Annotated in this window: 13 protein-coding genes; 5 read left to right on the top strand and 8 right to left on the bottom strand. The window is 62.4% G+C overall.

Annotated elements, in window-relative coordinates:
- Nucleotides 1-131 precede the first annotated feature (131 nt).
- Together QA637_RS07610 and QA637_RS07615 are read left to right on the top strand one after the other, a co-directional pair.
- Complete coding sequence (locus tag QA637_RS07610) at nt 132-1,625, top strand: YcjX family GTP-binding protein (RefSeq protein WP_283064603.1); 1,494 nt, start codon at nt 132-134, stop codon at nt 1,623-1,625.
- Nucleotides 1,622-2,695: a YcjF family protein gene (locus tag QA637_RS07615; RefSeq protein WP_283064605.1), complete on the top strand. Its 1,074-nt coding sequence runs from the start codon at nt 1,622-1,624 to the stop codon at nt 2,693-2,695. Before QA637_RS07610 ends, QA637_RS07615 begins: the two co-directional genes overlap by 4 nt.
- A gap of 11 nt (nt 2,696-2,706) precedes the next feature.
- Here the strand turns inward: QA637_RS07615 and QA637_RS07620 are convergent, their stop codons facing one another.
- The gene (locus QA637_RS07620) at nt 2,707-3,498 is read right to left on the bottom strand and encodes a molybdopterin-binding protein (RefSeq protein WP_283064606.1); all 792 of its coding nucleotides are present in this window, start codon (nt 3,496-3,498) and stop codon (nt 2,707-2,709) included.
- Nucleotides 3,495-4,355, bottom strand: coding sequence for a cytochrome b/b6 domain-containing protein (locus QA637_RS07625; protein ID WP_428843124.1), 861 nt, complete (start codon nt 4,353-4,355; stop codon nt 3,495-3,497). Before QA637_RS07625 ends, QA637_RS07620 begins: the two co-directional genes overlap by 4 nt.
- A gap of 239 nt (nt 4,356-4,594) precedes the next feature.
- Between QA637_RS07625 and QA637_RS07630 the strand changes: the two genes are divergently transcribed.
- Complete coding sequence (locus QA637_RS07630) at nt 4,595-5,146, top strand: hypothetical protein (RefSeq protein ID WP_283064607.1); 552 nt, start codon at nt 4,595-4,597, stop codon at nt 5,144-5,146.
- Between the two features lie 57 nt (nt 5,147-5,203).
- On the opposite strand, the gene folK is transcribed toward QA637_RS07630, so the two are convergent.
- The 3 genes from folK to folP are packed head-to-tail and all read right to left on the bottom strand — an operon-like array spanning nt 5,204 to nt 6,952.
- Nucleotides 5,204-5,728 (bottom strand): 2-amino-4-hydroxy-6-hydroxymethyldihydropteridine diphosphokinase, encoded by a 525-nt coding sequence (gene folK / locus QA637_RS07635; protein WP_283064608.1) that lies wholly within the window; start codon nt 5,726-5,728, stop codon nt 5,204-5,206.
- Nucleotides 5,715-6,086: a dihydroneopterin aldolase gene (gene folB / locus QA637_RS07640; protein WP_283064609.1), complete on the bottom strand. Its 372-nt coding sequence runs from the start codon at nt 6,084-6,086 to the stop codon at nt 5,715-5,717. The genes folK and folB overlap by 14 nt, the downstream gene beginning before the upstream one ends.
- Nucleotides 6,083-6,952 (bottom strand): dihydropteroate synthase, encoded by an 870-nt coding sequence (gene folP, locus QA637_RS07645; RefSeq protein ID WP_283064610.1) that lies wholly within the window; start codon nt 6,950-6,952, stop codon nt 6,083-6,085. Before folP ends, folB begins: the two co-directional genes overlap by 4 nt.
- Before the next feature lie 206 nt (nt 6,953-7,158).
- Here folP and QA637_RS07650 point away from each other — a divergent pair, with 206 nt between their 5' ends.
- Nucleotides 7,159-7,785: a DUF922 domain-containing Zn-dependent protease gene (locus QA637_RS07650; protein WP_283064611.1), complete on the top strand. Its 627-nt coding sequence runs from the start codon at nt 7,159-7,161 to the stop codon at nt 7,783-7,785.
- A 485-nt stretch (nt 7,786-8,270) separates the two neighbouring features.
- Here QA637_RS07650 and QA637_RS07655 read toward each other — a convergent pair whose 3' ends face one another.
- The 3 genes from QA637_RS07655 to QA637_RS07665 are packed head-to-tail and all read right to left on the bottom strand — an operon-like array spanning nt 8,271 to nt 9,152.
- On the bottom strand, nt 8,271-8,591 hold the full coding sequence (locus QA637_RS07655; RefSeq protein WP_136505576.1) for a 2Fe-2S iron-sulfur cluster-binding protein: 321 nt from the start codon (nt 8,589-8,591) through the stop codon (nt 8,271-8,273).
- Nucleotides 8,588-8,752 (bottom strand): hypothetical protein, encoded by a 165-nt coding sequence (locus tag QA637_RS07660; RefSeq protein WP_153440896.1) that lies wholly within the window; start codon nt 8,750-8,752, stop codon nt 8,588-8,590. Before QA637_RS07660 ends, QA637_RS07655 begins: the two co-directional genes overlap by 4 nt.
- Nucleotides 8,753-8,786: 34 nt before the next feature.
- Nucleotides 8,787-9,152 (bottom strand): Hpt domain-containing protein, encoded by a 366-nt coding sequence (locus tag QA637_RS07665; protein WP_283064613.1) that lies wholly within the window; start codon nt 9,150-9,152, stop codon nt 8,787-8,789.
- A 513-nt stretch (nt 9,153-9,665) separates the two neighbouring features.
- Here QA637_RS07665 and QA637_RS07670 point away from each other — a divergent pair.
- The gene (locus QA637_RS07670) at nt 9,666-15,860 is read left to right on the top strand and encodes an apolipoprotein A-IV repeat region-like domain-containing protein (protein ID WP_283064614.1); all 6,195 of its coding nucleotides are present in this window, start codon (nt 9,666-9,668) and stop codon (nt 15,858-15,860) included.
- Nucleotides 15,861-16,295: the final 435 nt, after the last annotated feature.

Below are 16,295 nucleotides of genomic sequence, written 5' to 3' on the forward strand. Positions count from 1 at the left end.
CTATGTCGTTGCAGTGGCGGAAAGATTTCCTATATCGCAGCTCGGCCAAGCATGTGCGCGGCGTCTTTAGTGGCTGCAGGTGAGCGGAAGATTCTCATGTCGACGGTTTCAGTCCCGAGGAACGGACAGACTTGGCGCCTATTTTGAGCAGCTTCAAAGATGATGCCCTGATTGTGTTGGACAATCTTGCCGATCGCGCATCCGGGCTCGTCAATCCCGCAGTCCGGCTCGGAGTCACGGGCCTGTCGCGCGCCGGCAAGACCGTTTTCATTTCCTCGCTGGTGCACAATTTGCTGAACGGTGGCCGCCTGCCGGTGTTCGAACCCATCCGATCCGGACGCGTCTCGAAGGTCCGGCTGGAGCCGCAGCCTGACGATGCGGTGCCGCGCTTCCAATACGAGGACCACATCGCCGCCCTCGTCAGAGATCGGGTCTGGCCGGATTCGACGAGGGCGATTTCGCAGCTGCGCATCACGCTCGACTATGAAAGCGCCAGCGGCTGGAACCGGATGTTTTCGCCCGGGCGGCTCTCGATAGACATCGTCGACTATCCGGGGGAATGGCTGCTTGATCTGCCCCTGCTTGGGCAGGATTTCCGTGAGTTCAGCGAGAGCACGGTGCGCCGGGCGCGCGCCGGTACGCGCGCAACTCTTTCGCGCGAATGGCTGGCGCTTGCTTCGGTGAGCGGTGCGACTGTGGCAGCCGACGAGGGCAGCGCTCGGCGGATTGCCGAAAGCTTCACCGCCTATCTTCAAGCCTGCAAGGCCGACGACCGATCCCTCTCGACTCTGCCGCCGGGGCGCTTCCTGATGCCCGGAGACCTCGAGGGGTCGCCGGCGCTGACCTTCTCGCCCCTTCCGGATCTACCTCAGGGCCGGGCGCCGAAAGGGTCTCTCTGGGCGATGATGGAACGCCGGTACGAGGCGTACAAGACCCACGTCGTAAGCCCTTTCTTCCGCGAACACTTCGCCCGTCTCGACCGCCAGATCGTGCTAGTCGACGCCCTGCAGGCGATCAATCGCGGGCAGGAAGCGCTGAGTGATCTGGAACAGGCGCTCGCCGACGTGCTCGCCTGCTTCCGGCCCGGCACCAATTCCTGGCTTTCGTCCCTGTTCACTCGCCGCATCGATCGGGTCCTGATCGCCGCGACCAAGGCCGACCACTTGCACCACGAGAGCCACGACCGGCTCGAGCGCATCACTGCCCGGCTCGTCAGCCGCGCGGCTGAACGCATAGGTATGAGCGGCGCAGGTCTTGAAGTGATGGCGCTTGCATCCGTCCGCGCGACGCGCGAGGCGACGGTGAGCCACGACGGCCATACGCTCCCGGTGATCGTCGGCACCCCGATCGCCGGCGAGAGGATAAATGGCGACGTATTCGACGGTGAAAGAAAGACAGCGATATTTCCCGGTGACTTACCGGAAGATCCTGAAGTCCTTTTTGAGCCAATGAATGGGCATAAGGTTTCGAAATCCACGGAGGCGGAGCGTGCGATGCCTGAGCTGAACTTCGTGCGCTTCCGCCCGCCGCCTCTCGACGAGACGCGCGGCGGATTGAAACTCTCTGTACCGCATATCCGGCTCGATGGTGCGATGCAGTTTCTGCTCGGAGACCGCCTGGCATGAGTGACGATTTCAAGAACCGTGGGCGCAAGCCGGCCGCCTTCAACGTCGAGCCGGACGAGCAGACCGGACGCACGGAGCGGCAACAACGACGTGCGCCGGCAAGCTTCAGCGACCAGGTCGTCATGACGCCTGATGCAGAAGATCCATTCATCGAGACGACTGCGGCGATCGAGGCGCTCAACCTGCCGGAAGCAAGCCCGCGTCGCCGTCGGCTGTCCTTCGGCAAGGTGGCGGTGGGCGCGCTGGGGATACTGCTTTCGCTTGCCTTGGGATTGTGGGTCGATCGCCTGGTTCGCGACCTCTTTTCCCGGGCCGATTGGCTTGGCTACGGGGCGATCGCCGTCGTCGCGATCGGCGCCCTCGCCTTCCTGGTCGTCATTGTGCGCGAACTTTTCGGCATGATGCAGCTGACGGCGATACAGCAATTGAAAAAGGATGTCGGTGAAGCTGTGGCCAGCAGCAAGACCGCGCGCGCAGCAACCGCGCGGCTCGTACATTTGCTGGCCGCCAATCCGCGCACGGCAAAAGGCCGGGCGCGTCTTGCGGAAACCGAGGGCGAGATCATCGACGGCCCTCATCTTATCGAATTGACCGAGCGGGAATTGCTGACGCCGCTTGACCGCGAAGCGCGCCGGATCATTCTGGCTGCCTCGAAACGCGTGTCGATCGTGACAGCCGTAAGTCCGCGCGCGCTCGTCGATCTCGGCTATGTTCTCTACGAATCGGCGCGGATGATCCGTGCGATGGCGGAACTCTACGGTGGTCGCCCGGGCACGCTCGGCATGCTGCGGCTCATGCGCGACGTCATCGCCCATCTTGCCGTCACGGGCTCGATCGCCGCCGGCGACAGCCTCATCCAACAGGTTCTCGGCCACGGCCTCGCATCCAAACTCTCCGCGCGTCTTGGCGAAGGCGTTATCAACGGACTGATGACCGCGCGTATCGGGATAGCGGCGATGGACCTGTGCCGGCCCATGCCGTTCCGCGCGCTCAAGCGACCTGGGATCGGGGACTTCCTCTCCGATCTGGCGCCCGGTGCATCTCGTTCGCAAGATCGACCCGAGAGCTGATCCTGTCGCCGCTAGATGCCCGCATACCAGTCATAGCCGAGGTCCTCCCAGAAACCGCCCTTCCCCTGGCCGTACGGTGCGAGGTCGGAGGCGAGCTCGATCGAGCGGATGTATTTCGCCATCTTGTATCCGAGCTGACGCTCTATCCGCACCCGCAAGGGGGCGCCGTTCGCAATCGGGAGCGGCTCTCCGTTCAAGCCATATGCCAGGATCGTCTGTGGGTGACGGGCGTCGAGCATGTCGATCGACTCGTAGTAGGCGACCTCCCCGGAGAGGCCGAGATCCATGGTGTCGAAGCATCGAAACACGACGTAGCGAGCTTCCGGCTTTGCTCTCGCTTCATCCAGAACGGCGGCGAGCGGAACGCCCGTCCACTTCGCGATGCAGCTCCAACCTTCTACACAATCATGCCTGGTGACTTGCGTGCGTGAGGGCATGTTGCGCAATTCATCGAGCGACAGGCTGAGAGGCCGGTCGACAAGTCCGCCGACGCTCAAACGGTAGCCGGCGAAAGCGCCATCCCGGAGAGCGATGTAAGTGGCATCCGTCGGATCAGTCGAGCCGTTCGGCCTTTGGCCCTGCCGGATTTCACTTGCCGAATATTCCTTTGCCAGACTGTCAGCGCCGATAAGGAAGCGCTGGACGCGGTAGGTCAGGCTATTCGCCTTGGCCATTAAACCACGTGCCGTAGCTTCGCTGGACAGCATCTCGTCCAACGCATCGCATCCAACAAGGGGCAACGTCGAGGCTGCGACACCCGCTACGGTCAAAAGCCGCCTACGGTTGATGATGATCCGGCTCATCGTTCGGTTCCCCCTTCGCCTGCCTCCCGATCGATCCGGTACCGCCCGGTGACCATGGAGCGCATCTCGTTGATCGGTCCGGCGGCAAAGACCATGAAGATGTGGATCGCAAAGAAGCCGACGAGCAGCAGCATGACAGCGAAATGGATGGTGCGCGCCGTCTGGCGGCCGCCGAATATCTCCGTGAGCAAGGGCACAGCGGCGTTCATTCCCGGTGACATCGTCAGGCCCGTCAGGATCATCAGCGGGAAAAGCACCAGAAGAACAATCGCATAGGAAATTTTCTGAAGACCGTTGTAAGAACGGCCATGATGAAAACGAAACCGCAGATGCTCGACGAAGCTGCCCGGCAAGCCGCGAATATCCGAGAAAGTCGGCAGGATATCGCACCGCAGATGGCCGTTGATCAGGCTCGCAACAAACCATGAGGCAAACGCGGCCGCGAACAGCCAAGCGAAGAAGAAATGCACGATCCTGCCCGTCGCAAGATCATGATAGGAGGGCACAGTCAGCCAGGCCGGAAACGCCTGATACGTGCGGCCGTCCTCCGGCCCGCTGACACCGAGCAGGCCTGTGGTATCGATAGGTCGACCGAGCAACGTCGTGAGACCCTCGGCATTACCGTCGGCTCCCCTGACAGCGCGGATCGACAGCACGCTGTTGTCGAATGCGAACCCGGATTGCTCGCCGATATAAAGCGACGGGTGGGCGTTGAAGATCTGCAATCCGCTGAGGAGCAGGAAGAACAGCGCGACCGCCCAGGTCCAGTGCGTGATCCGCGTCATGAGGCCATGCCGACGAATCGTCGTCCGCTGCAGGTTGATGTCATGCTTCTGCTTATCTATCGCCGTCGCCATGTCAGAGACCTCCCGCGATATTACAGTGACGTAACAGGCGGCGACAGAGTTTCAAAAACACGTCTGCCCTCATCGACGCAATTCCCGGTGAGGCCGGCGTGAGCGGCGCGAACGGCGCTTTTCGTGCGGCGATATCCGGGCGGACCGGCACGTATATGAGCGACAAAGAAACTGTCCGTTAACCATTTCAGCGCAAATGTGGTTGCCAATTTCGGACGTTGACCCATCAAGGATCGATTATGTTCTCGCGCCCTTCTTTGATCGTTCGCGGCGTTGCCGCTTTTGCGCTTGCTGCCACTGTCGGTCTTGCGACGCCGGCGTCGTCCGGCGCCCGCGACAAGGCTTTTTTCGAGAAAGTGGCCGGCCAGTGGAAAGGTCCCGGCGAGATCGTCGCCGGCAAATACAAAGGCACGAAATTTACCTGCGACCTTACCGGCGAACCGACGGCAGGTGCAGATGCCGGAATCAAGCTGGAAGGCTTCTGCCGGGTCGGCGTCTTCAAGCAGCCGATGTCCGCCATGATAACGCAGAAGGGTAGCAGCTATACGGGCAAGTTCCTCGACGGTGCCGACGGCAAGGGGCTCGACGTGGTCTCGGGCAATGTTGCCAAGGACAAGGTCGTCGTCGGAATCAACCGCAAGCAGCTCAATGGCGCGATGATCGCCCGGCTGCAGGACGCGGAGACCATGAACATCACGATCTCCGTCAAGGTCGAGGAGACAATGATTCCGGTCATCGGCGTCAACCTCAACCGGCAAATGGACAATATCGCCGTCGGCTCGATCAAGTAGCGACGGAAGGCTGTGCAGGCAGCCCGGTCTTGGCACCGGGCGCTTCTGCAAGAGCGTTCAGCTAAGTCTGCGCCACCATTCGGCATCGCTATCCGCGACTTCAATTCCGGTGACATCGGCATCGTTCAGCCACTCGCGGACGGTACGCCCTTCTATTGAAAGGTCGGCCGCGAAGTCGGCAAGCGGCATCAGCACGAAACCGCGCGCCGTCATGCGCGGGTGCGGCAGTTCCAGTTTTTCGCTCGCTGAGTTCACTCCGGCGAAGGTCAGCACGTCGATATCGATCGTGCGGGGCCCCCAGCGTTCCTTGCGAATCCGCTTCATCGCCCGCTCGATATCAAGGCAGGTGTGGAGCAGCGCTTCGGGATCGAGCGCCGTCTCCACCTCGGCGCAGGCGTTGAAGAACCAGGCCTGATCGGTTTTGCCCCAGGGCGGTGTTCGGTAGAGGCGCGACACGGCGGTAATTCTGCAATCCGATCTTTTGTCGAGCGCGCGCAAAGCCTCAGCCATCGTCCGCGGCGGATCACCGAGGTTGCCGCCGAGACCGAGGGTCGCGCGCCGCCAGGTCTTACTCTGCGACATGCTCGACCGTGACTTCCACATAGTCCAGCACGCCGGGGACAGGCGCGTTCGGCTTTCGGATAGACACCTTCGCGCGTCGGATTTGCCGGAAGCGTGCACAAAGGGTCTTCGCAACCTCGAGCGCCAGCGCTTCGATCAGGTAGCGCCGGCGACCGGTGATGATTCTCTCGATTTCCGCAAAGGCGATGCCGTAGTGCACGGTGTCGTCGATGCAATCCTCCGCGAGCGCCGTGCCCTGCTCTACCTCGAGCTCGGCATCAACGAAGAAGCGCTGCCCGAGAAACTCCTCCTCGTCGAGCACGCCGTGCCGGGCGAAGAAAGCGCAATTCTTCAAGGTGATGATGTAGGTCGCAGTCATGGCTTCGTATCCCGTCGGCTGTTCTTTGCGGCCAGCATAGCATCTGCCATCACCAGCGCATCCCTGTTGAATGCGACATCATGCACGCGAAAAATCGCAGCGCCGGCAGCCCTGAGCAGCGCAGTCGTCGCCGCCGTTCCGATGTCACGCGCCGGTGCGTCTCGTCCGGTGACCGCGCCGATGAAGCGCTTGCGCGACGTTCCGACCAAGATCGGCAAGCCGAAACGATGGAGCTCGCCGAAGCGTGCCATCAGTTCGAGATTTTCATCGGTATCCTTGGCGAAACCGAAACCCGGATCGAGTACGATCCTATCGCGCGTGATGCCGGCCCGGGCCGCGATCTCAAGCGATCGATCGAGAAAATGAAACTGGTCGTCGACAACATCGTCGAGCTTCTTCCGGTCGCGGCCTGTGTGCATGATGCAGAGCCCTGCGCCGGTTGCCGCCGCGACATCCGCGATCGCCGGTTCGCGCTGCAAGCCGTGCACATCATTGACGATGTGTGCGCCCGCTTCCACGGCAAGCCGCGCCGTTTCGGCGCGGTAAGTGTCGACGGAAATAATCGCGTCGGTTTCTCGAGCGAGCCCCGCGATCACCGGAAGGATGCGCGCCTGCTCCTCCGCCGCAGTCACGGGCGCGGCATCCGGGCGGGTGGATTCGCCACCGATATCGAGGATTTCAGCACCCTGCTCCACCGCACGCAGCCCCGCGTTAACGGCGGCAGCGGCGTCGATGAGACGCCCGCCGTCGGAGAATGAATCCGGCGTGACATTGATGATCGCCATCAAAACGCCACGCGGTCCTAGTTCGAGATTGCGCCCGTGCGCCAATTTCCAGCGAGACACCTGAAATGGAGTGATCGTCATGTTCCCGTTATCCCGCAATGCCGATTAGTCTGTCATATTGCTGGCCTCACCAAGCATAGATCAGCCTGTTCAATATCAAAGAGTTGTGACGCTTTCTTCAAGCTACTCCGAGAGTTCCGCGCGGCATCCCCAGTCGATTTGTGTTGCGCTCGCGCTGGCTATGCCCCAAGCTTCAACGAAGTTCAACCAAAGAGAACCACGCATTGATGTACCGAGTAAGCGTTCCACTGAAAGCCGCTCTCGTCGCGCTCCTCGTCGGCCTGCCGTTGGGGAGCGCCGCGGCAGAGACCGTGTTCAGCAAGAGCTTCACCTACTTCTCGATCGGCGGTCGCACGGCTGCTGAACTGGACAAGGCACTTGCTGCGGCCGGCCCTCAGATGGCAAGCACCGGCGCGCGCCACCCGGGAGCGACGCGGATCAAGTTCGGTGGCTCGATCACCTATGTCAGCCGTGGCGGGCGCTGCGCCATCGGTACGGCACGCGTGACGCTCAACACGCGTATCATCCTGCCGCGCTGGAAATATCGCAAGCAGGCCGGGCGTGATCTCGCCTTGGTCTGGGATACGCTCGCAAGCGACATAAAGCGTCATGAGGAACGGCATGCGGAGATCGCCCGCAATCATGCACGCCAGATGGAAAAGGCGTTTCTTGCCCTGAAACCGGAAGCAGACTGCGAGCGTATGCAAGCGAAAGTGGCTCGAACGAGCGCGGACGAAGTCGAAAAGCACGACAAGGATCAGGCACGCTTTGACCGCACTGAGGCCGCAAACTTCGATCGCCGTATGATCCGGTTGCTGCAATACCGACTGGAAAGCCTCAAAGGCGGGCGCTGAGTCCGTCCTGCTTTCCGCGCCTTGCACTGTGGTTCGCAAAGCGACCACCCGCTCTGTTGAAAAAGCAAAAAATCGCACCCCAAGAACAGGGTGACTATAATCTGGGCGTGCGCAAGGCGGCTGCGCAAAACCCACGGTATTTTATTGGCGAATTCTAACGATGGCAGTGGGACGCCGACTCAGCTATATTGTTACTATGAGATGAGAGGTTGATTTGAAGTTCAACTTCTCGACGAGATGCGCGTTTAGCTGTCGGTCGGTAGTAAGACGTCGTACTCTTATGAGACTTTATTTCGGTTTCGCCTTGTTGCTTCAGGCTTTTAATTGAGCGCCGAAGCAATGAAGCAAAAACAGGTTCTCCTGGCGTGTCCTGGTGCAGCAGATGTTCCCTCCCTCATCTGTCTGCGATACGCCCTCCTTGCCTCGCTCGTCGACGCGACCAGCGAGGCATTTTTTTGCGTGCTATCCCGGAGTGGCCGCCGGAATCAGGCCTGGCGTTCCGGCACATGGACGACCAGTCCGTCCAGAGCCTCACTCATCTTGATCTGACAGGAAAGCCGCGACGTGGGGCGCACGTCATAGGCGAAGTCGAGCATGTCTTCTTCCATTGCCTCCGGCGCGCCGACGGCAGCCGCCCACTCGTCGTCGACATAGACGTGACAGGTCGCGCAGGCGCAGGCGCCGCCGCATTCGGCTTCGATGCCCGGCACAGAATTGCGAACCGCATTCTCCATGACCGTGGAGCCGTTCTCGACATCGAGTTCGTGGCGCGTGCCGTCAAAGGCTACGATCGTAAGTTTTGTCATTTCACTTTCCGGAATGGATTGGTAGGTCTGGCCGCCAGCGCGAGATCCTGCTGCAGCAGACGGCGACGGCGCGAATTCTGCGCACGTTCTTCCAACAAATTGGCCAGCCAGTCAACAACAGCCGGCAGCGCCCCGTGGCACATGCGCGTCGGCACGGCCACGAAGGGCGTCTAAGTTACGCTGGCCCCCGCAAAGTCAGCGGCAAAGCTTCAGAATGAAAAGCTCGGTCACGAGCACCGCCGCGCCGAGCGCTCCGGCAAGGATCGCGTTACCGGGTTCGCGCTCGATCGCAGCAGCCGCCTCTGCGACGTCGACGGCTCCGACGGCGAGTGCCGCGCCCTTCAAGCGATGCGCAGCCTGCACGCGCCGGTCGGCGTCACCTGCAGCGATCTCGGCCACCGCTTGGCGCGCCTGCCGCGCGAAAAGTTGGAGAACTTCGATCTCCAGTTCCTTGTCCCCCATCGTCTGCTTGCCGAGCTGGGCGAAATCGATGGGCTTTTTGCCGAGGGATGAACTTCCGGGGTTGTCCGGTGCCTCGAAGGCTATCTTGAGTGCCGCCATGGGTCAGTTTCCTGTCAATAGGTGTCACGTTCGCCGGCGCTGTCATGCCGCATAGAGCATGCGTGGATCATCGACCGGCGCCGCTGCCATCGGCTTAAAGCGCGATGTAAGCGGCGCAGGAATCTGGGGAAATGGTTAATGGACGTTAAACGGGCTGATTTCCTTGGCTTTTCGCACCGGAAAGCCGTCATTCTGTTAAGAAATCATTAGGATTTTAATGAATGCCGATTGCGCTTAATTGTAAGAACCTGGCTAATGTGTCACTACGATACGGTTTGGAACGTGATTGCGTACGAAAGTGGCAACTGTTCCGGTGGATAAGCTCTGTGCACGGTGCCGAGAGGCCTTAGTTCCGGCTATCCATCGATGCAATGGAATGGGTGATCAGGCAGGGTATTTCGCGAATGTGGCGCGTGTCCCCTGGTGTCACCGCCCTGTTTCGGATGTCTTCGGGTGCCTCCGCGGCGCCTTGGAGATGGCCATCGGCGGGCAATAGTAGTGAGGCGTATCCCTATGGCGACGAAAAAGAGCAGTGAGTCGATCGACGAAAAGGCGTTCCAGGCATTGGAAGCGGCCCTGAAAATCGACTTTGACGACCTCAAGTCGGCTCTGAATGACAAGACTTCCTTGGATGAACCGGAGGAAACCGTGTCTGAGCCCAGCAAGCAGGCGGCCGCAGCATCTGATCAGGCGCAGGCTCCAAAGGCGCAGCAGGAAGCGCCGAAGGCAGTACGCAGCCTCGCACCGGAGCCGGCTCCGAAGCAACCGCCGCTTTCGCCGGCCAATGACGATACGCGCCGATCGCCAGCCGCGATGCTGCGGTCGCTCGAAGTCCGCACCAGCCGCGCGGCAATCCGCACTGCTGCGCTGGTATCGCTGCTCTGGGCCTTCGCTGGTCTCGCCATCGCCCATCTCCTTTACGCACCGCAGATCTGGCAGATCCGTTCGCTTCCCGATCTCGCCGCGACGCCGGGTGCAATTGGTGTTCTCATCGGCATCGCCCTGCCCGTGATGCTGTTCTTCTCCTTTGCCATCATGCTTGCGAGAGCGCAGGACATGCGCAATGCGGCGCGCTCGATGGCGGAGGTCGCCCTGCGTCTTGCCGAGCCGGAAACGACCGCCGCCGACCGCGTGATGACCGTCGGCCAGGCCGTCCGTCGCGAAGTGTCGGCGATGAACGAAGGAATCGAGCGGACCATCGCACGCGCGACGGAGCTCGAAACGCTGGTTCACTCCGAGGTCAATGCGCTTGAACGCAGCTACAGCGAAAACGAACTTCGCGTCCGCACCCTCGTGCAGGAGCTCGGACTTGAGCGGGAAGCGATCATCGGCCACGCCGACCGTATCCGCACCTCGATCGCCGGTGCCCACACCAAGCTGAAAGACGACCTGGAACTGGCGAGCGAGGATATTGCCTCGCGCATCGCCTTGTCCGGCGAAGCCTTTGCTTCCTTGATCGATACGCGGTCCGCCGCCCTCAGCGAAAGGTCGGAAAACGCGCTGCAGACCATCAGCACGATGCTGTCGACCCGCACCGATGCGCTCCTTTCCGGACTGACGACGGCAGGGGTTGCGCTCAGCAACGAGTTCGATGCGCGGCTCGACGCATTGAGCGAGACCCTGGAGAAACGCGGCGAGCAGTTGCTCGGCCAGTTCGAGACCCGCGCTTCGACCCTCGACGCCAATACCGAAAAACTGAATGCTGCGCTCAACGAGCGTGCGCGCCAGCTCAACGAAACGCTTATCGCACGGACCCGCGACCTCAACGAGAGCCTGAGCGTTGGTCAGCAGGCAATCGCCGGCGGGCTCGACGACATGCTTGCCTCGCTCAATTCCGCCCTCGACGAAAAGGGCGCAAGCTTCAGGCAGAGTCTCAAGACAAGCGCCGACGACGCGATCATGGATCTCGATCTCCGCGGCGGCTTCTTTGAAGAGAAGCTGCAGACCACCGTCGGCCAGTTGGCGACCGCCTTCGACGAGCGCTTCCATGAATTCGCAAGTGCCTTCGACAAGCGCGCGAACCTGCTCGACACCAAGCTGATGGAAAGCCTGCACCGGATCAACGAGACCGTTTCCGGCGGCTCTGAGGCGATCGGCACCGCGCTCGATAGCGGCGTCGAGAAGATCGGTTCGGCGCTTTCCGACCAGTCGCTGACGCTTGCCACCGCGCTTGGCGCGACCCAGGATTTCATCGAGGAAAGCATCGGCAGCCGCACGTCCGAGCTCGGCAACCTCATTGGTGGTGCGCAGGAGCGTATCGAGAGCGTGCTTTCCGAGAAGACTGGCTCGCTGATGGGCGCGCTTACCGAGGCGCAGGAACGGATCGAAAATGGCTTCGGGCGGCGCGCCGATGCGCTTGCCGATGCGCTCACGACCAGCGAGCAGCGCCTGACTGAGGGGCTTGATTCGCGCACATCCGCCTTCATCGACGGCCTGCAGTCGGCTCATGCGCGGATCGAACAGACGCTCACAGGCACGACCGACGAAATCACCAGCGCGATCGCGGCAAGCCAGCATCGCCTGGACAACACGCTTTCGGAGCGCACTGCCGCCATCTCGACCGCCCTCACCTCCGGCGCCAGCCTCGTCGAAGGTGCCGTCGCCGGAACCGCCGATCGGCTGGAGCGCGTTCTCTCCGAGCGCGGACAGGCGATCTCCGAAGCGCTCAGCAGCCAGACCCAGGCGCTCGAAGGCGTGCTGTCGCAGCGTGGCGACGCGATCACCGATGCGCTTGCAAACCAGACGACGGCGCTCGATGGCATCCTTTCGGAGCGCGCAACGCAGATCAACTCGACGATCTCGGCCCGCGCCAATGAAATGGCGGACACGCTCAGCCGCCACGCCGAAGACGTTGCCGACAACCTGACGTTCCGCGCAATGGCCGTTGCCGAGACAATGACGGACCGCGTCGGTGAGATCGAGAACAAGCTTTCGCAAAGCGTCTCGGAGGTGGCCGAGAACCTCGGCAGCCGCGTCAGCCAGATCGCCGGCACCCTTACCGAAACAAGCGCGCGCATCGCCGAAGATCTGAGCGGCCGCGTCGGCAAGATTTCGGACGCCTTGACCGGCACCAGCGCCGAGATCGCCGAAGCGCTCACTGCCCGCACGTCCGAAGCGACCGCCTCCCTCGCCGGCAAGGCGGCAGAAATCGAACAGGCGCTTTCCGGCAAGACCGAGCATCTGCGTGACACGCTCACGACGACGCATGACCAGATACGGGCGACGCTCGACGATCGGATCCATGCGATCAATCTGGCCGTCGGCCAGGGCCGCGAACAGCTCGAGGATCTGCTCTCCGATCAGTCCATGGCGATCGCGACCACGCTCGCCACCAGCGCCTGCATGCTGGAAATGTCGCTCGAGGAGCGACAGACGTCGATGGCCGGCGTTATCGACCGCAGCGCGGAAGCGCTCGATGCGCGCATGCGCTCCACCACCGGCAATATCGCGGAGCGGCTTGCCGAGACGGCCGACCAGATCAGCCTCGCTGCCGACACGCTCACCAACCGCGTCGACATTTCGATCAACGGCATCAACAGCCGTCTCGACGATACCGGAGCCCGCATCGAGGCGAGCCTCGGCTCGCTCGAAAATCGCGTTCAGGGCAGCGTTGGTAACGTCAACGCATTCGTCGATGAAGCCGGTTCGCGCATCGAAACGAGCCTCGGTTCACTTGAGGAGCGTATTCGCGGCACCGTCGGCACTGTCAGCGGGATTGTGGACGACACGGGTATCCGCATAGAGAACCGCCTTGGCGCCGTAGAAGAGCGCATCCGCGGCAGCGTCGGCAACGTCAATGCGATCGTCGAGGACACCGGCGCGCGTATCGAAACGAGCCTTGGTTCGCTCGAAGAGCGGATTCGCGGCAGCGTCAGCAACGTCAACGCGATCGTCGACGATGCTGGCTCGCGCATCGAAACGAGCCTCGGTTCGCTCGATGAGCGAATTCGCGATAGTGTCGGCAGCGTCAACACCATCGTCGACAATGCCGGACAGCGGATCGCCGATAGCCTTGGCGAGCGCGCCGGGGAGATCGATCGGATCAGCGAGACGGCTGCAGCCCGCATCTCCACGGCGATCGAAGCCGGCACGGGCCGCATCGAAGAGCGGCTCGGTACGATGGATCGTGCACTCAACATCGGTCTCGAAAACGTCAACCGGACGATAGAGGGCAAGGCAGCGGCCCTCGTAACGAGCCTGCGCGGTGCGGTAAGCAGCGCGGCGCAGGAACTTGACGCGGAAGCTGCACGTTCGGCCGATCTCTTGTCCAGGGCCGGCACGGATTTCGCCGACGCGCTTGCCGCACGCAACGCCGAATTCGCGACTTCGATCGAGCAGACCGCATCGGCCACGGCCGCCCGCCATGCCGACCTCGTCCGCTCGGTTACGGACGCCGCGGATACGGCAACCGCCCGGCTGGCCTCCACCCATAACCAGGTGGCGAGCCACGCTCAGGGTATCCAGCAGAGCCTCTTGGATGCGGAAAAGGCCCTTGAGGCCCGCGGCCAGGCCATCCGCAGCACGCTCGACGAACGCACCCGCGAACTCAATTCGATGCTCGCCGGCCGCTCGCTCGAACTGTCCCGCCTTCTCGACGAGCAGGCACGGCCCGTCATCGAGCAGTATGCGGCAACCGGTAAGGAAGCCGCCGAGCGGATCGCTGCCCTCACCCAGGAAAGCGCGGATCGCCTCCGCGCCGAAAACGCCGCGCTCATCAACGCGATTACCGAGCGGACCGACGAAACGTTGAACGCCATCACGCTGCGCGCTGAAGAGACGGCCAAAGCCATGAAGATGGTCGAGAACCGCCTCCAGTCGACCGCAATGGGGCTGATCGACCAGCTCGCGGCCAACAACTCGGCGATCGCCACCGTCATCGACCAGGCGAGCGACAATCTCGGCGACATGGATCAGCGGCTCGAGGCGACGGCATCGAAGTTCTCGGAAACGACACGGCAGGCGTCCGACATGCTGTCGAGTTCCGCGCGCCTCATCGAAGGCCGGGTCGACAAGTTGTCCGACATCGCTGGCTCGACGCTTTCTCAAATCGGCGGGATCGTCGGTCGCTTCGAGGATCATTCGAAGGTTCTCGGCCAGGCGTCCGACCTGCTGGCCGCCGCCCAGTCGAACCTGGTCAGCACGCTCGAAGAGCGCCAGGGCGCATTGCGGACCCTTTCCGTCGGCCTGGTGCAGCGCTCGGAGGAAATTGAACGCACGATGCGGGCCCTGGAAGGCTTCGTCGATGGCGCCTTCCAGCGCGCCGAAGAGCGCTCCGGCCAGGTCGCCGGCAATCTTCGCAATGGCATTCAGTCCTCCTTCGCAGACGTTGGCCGCCTGCTGTCGAGCACCGAACAGCGTGCGAACGAAGCCGCCGAGGCCATGCGCAACACGCTGGCACAGGCTGGTGAGGAAGCCGGGGCGTCGGTCGAAGGCGTCTTCGCCCGTGCCGAGGAGCGGACCCGCCAGATCGCCAACACGTTGCGCTCGGGCGTCGAAAACTCGTTCGCCGATGTCAACAAGACCCTGTCGCAGGTGGAGGGCCGCGCGCTCAGCGCCTCCGAGGCGCTTCGCCAAGCGATCGCCAAGGCTGGCGAGGATGCCGGTCATTCGATCGAGGGCGCCTTCGCAAACGCCGAGGAACGCTCCAAGGAAGTGGCGTCTCGCCTGCGCGGCAGTGTCGGTGCCTCGGTGTCCGACATCGAGCGCATGCTGGCAGAAAGCGGCAAGAAGTCTGACGGCGTCGCCGCCCAACTGCGCGAGGCCGTCCGCCAGGCAATCGACGAGGCGATCAACCGCTTCAGCGGTGCGACCGACGATATCCGCCGCTCCGCCAACGAGATCCGCAAGGAACTCGACATGACCCGCGAGGAACTGAAGCGCGGTGCCTTCGACCTGCCCGAAGAGGCAAAGGAGAACGCCTCGATGATGCGGCGAGCCGTCTCCGAACAGATCAAGGCGCTGCAGGAGCTTTCCGAAATCATTGGCAAGTCCTCCACGCAGCTCGAGGTCGCGCAACCCGTTCGCCAGCAGGCCGTTTCGAATGCTCCCGCGCCTGTTGCCCCTCGCCCCGCTGTCCAGCAACCGGTCGCACAGGAGCAGCGCGAGCAGCCGGCCCCTGGACCAGCGCCGGCCCCAGCTCCAACGCCGGCTCCTGCTTTGCGTGGAAGTCTTGGGCTGGATCAGGCCACGCGCCCGCAGCAACCTGCCCGTAAGGACCTGACCGAGGACCGCTCGGAAGAAGGTGGCGGCTGGATGCGTGACCTGCTTCGCGCCGCCTCGCGTGAAGAAGCTCCCGCCGCCGCACGCCAGCGGCCGGCGGAAAGCCAGCCCTCGGTGCGCCCCGGCGATAGCCGCAATCCGCGCCATGTGGTCGAGTCGTTGAACTCGCTGTCGGTCGACATCGCCCGGGCGATCGACCACGACGCGTCCGTGGATCTCTGGCGGCGCTATCAGCGCGGCGAGCGTGACGTGTTCACGCGCCGGCTCTACACGCTCAAGGGCCAGCAGACATTCGATGAGATCAAGCGCAAGTATGATCGCGAGCCGGAGTTCCGGACGGCGGTGGACCGCTATATCGCTGACTTCGAAAAGCTGCTCGCCGATGTCGCGCGGAACGATCCCGACAAGCGCATCACGCAGACCTATCTGACGTCCGACACGGGCAAGGTCTACACGATGCTCGCCCACGCGGCCGGCCGCTTCAACTGATCCGGCGGAGACCTCCTCCCAGGCAACGGCCCCGTCAATAAGATGGGGCCGTTTTCGTATCCGCCGTATCGCAAAAGCAACCACGTGGTGCTCGCCGGCGCGAGCAACGCGGCGTCGGCACGCCGAGCATGGTTCGTCCAGTCGATCGCGCTCAGCGCGCTTTCTGTACTTTGGCGTTGTGGGATACAGCCATCACGCGCGACAGCGCCCCCTTGCGTGTCGGTGCACGACAGAAGCGTTATGGGTTTGGCGGTGCTCTTTTCGCCGTCATCTCGTGCTTGTCGTTGGCAAGGAGATGCCTTGCGGCAGCGAAACCGATGGTTACTGGATCAGAGGCCGGCTACCGCATGATCTTTCGATTGGAATCGATCTGAGAACAAGATCTTGCAGCGGTTCAAAGTGCTACACCGACCTTTCAAAAGTCGCGCGGCGCTA

It is taken from the genome of Sinorhizobium terangae (assembly GCF_029714365.1).
Lineage (GTDB): Bacteria > Pseudomonadota > Alphaproteobacteria > Rhizobiales > Rhizobiaceae > Sinorhizobium > Sinorhizobium terangae.

Excerpts from the sequence above, each read along its gene's own strand:
- QA637_RS07615 (WP_283064605.1), top strand. The coding sequence starts at position 1,622 with ATGAGTGACGATTTCAAGAACCGTGGGCGCAAGCCGGCCGCCTTCAAC.
- QA637_RS07620 (WP_283064606.1), bottom strand. The coding sequence starts at position 3,498 with ATGAGCCGGATCATCATCAACCGTAGGCGGCTTTTGACCGTAGCGGGT.
- QA637_RS07625 (WP_428843124.1), bottom strand. The coding sequence starts at position 4,355 with ATGGCGACGGCGATAGATAAGCAGAAGCATGACATCAACCTGCAGCGG.
- QA637_RS07630 (WP_283064607.1), top strand. The coding sequence starts at position 4,595 with ATGTTCTCGCGCCCTTCTTTGATCGTTCGCGGCGTTGCCGCTTTTGCG.
- folK (WP_283064608.1), bottom strand. The coding sequence starts at position 5,728 with ATGTCGCAGAGTAAGACCTGGCGGCGCGCGACCCTCGGTCTCGGCGGC.
- folB (WP_283064609.1), bottom strand. The coding sequence starts at position 6,086 with ATGACTGCGACCTACATCATCACCTTGAAGAATTGCGCTTTCTTCGCC.
- folP (WP_283064610.1), bottom strand. The coding sequence starts at position 6,952 with ATGACGATCACTCCATTTCAGGTGTCTCGCTGGAAATTGGCGCACGGG.
- QA637_RS07650 (WP_283064611.1), top strand. The coding sequence starts at position 7,159 with ATGTACCGAGTAAGCGTTCCACTGAAAGCCGCTCTCGTCGCGCTCCTC.
- QA637_RS07655 (WP_136505576.1), bottom strand. The coding sequence starts at position 8,591 with ATGACAAAACTTACGATCGTAGCCTTTGACGGCACGCGCCACGAACTC.
- QA637_RS07665 (WP_283064613.1), bottom strand. The coding sequence starts at position 9,152 with ATGGCGGCACTCAAGATAGCCTTCGAGGCACCGGACAACCCCGGAAGT.
- QA637_RS07670 (WP_283064614.1), top strand. The coding sequence starts at position 9,666 with ATGGCGACGAAAAAGAGCAGTGAGTCGATCGACGAAAAGGCGTTCCAG.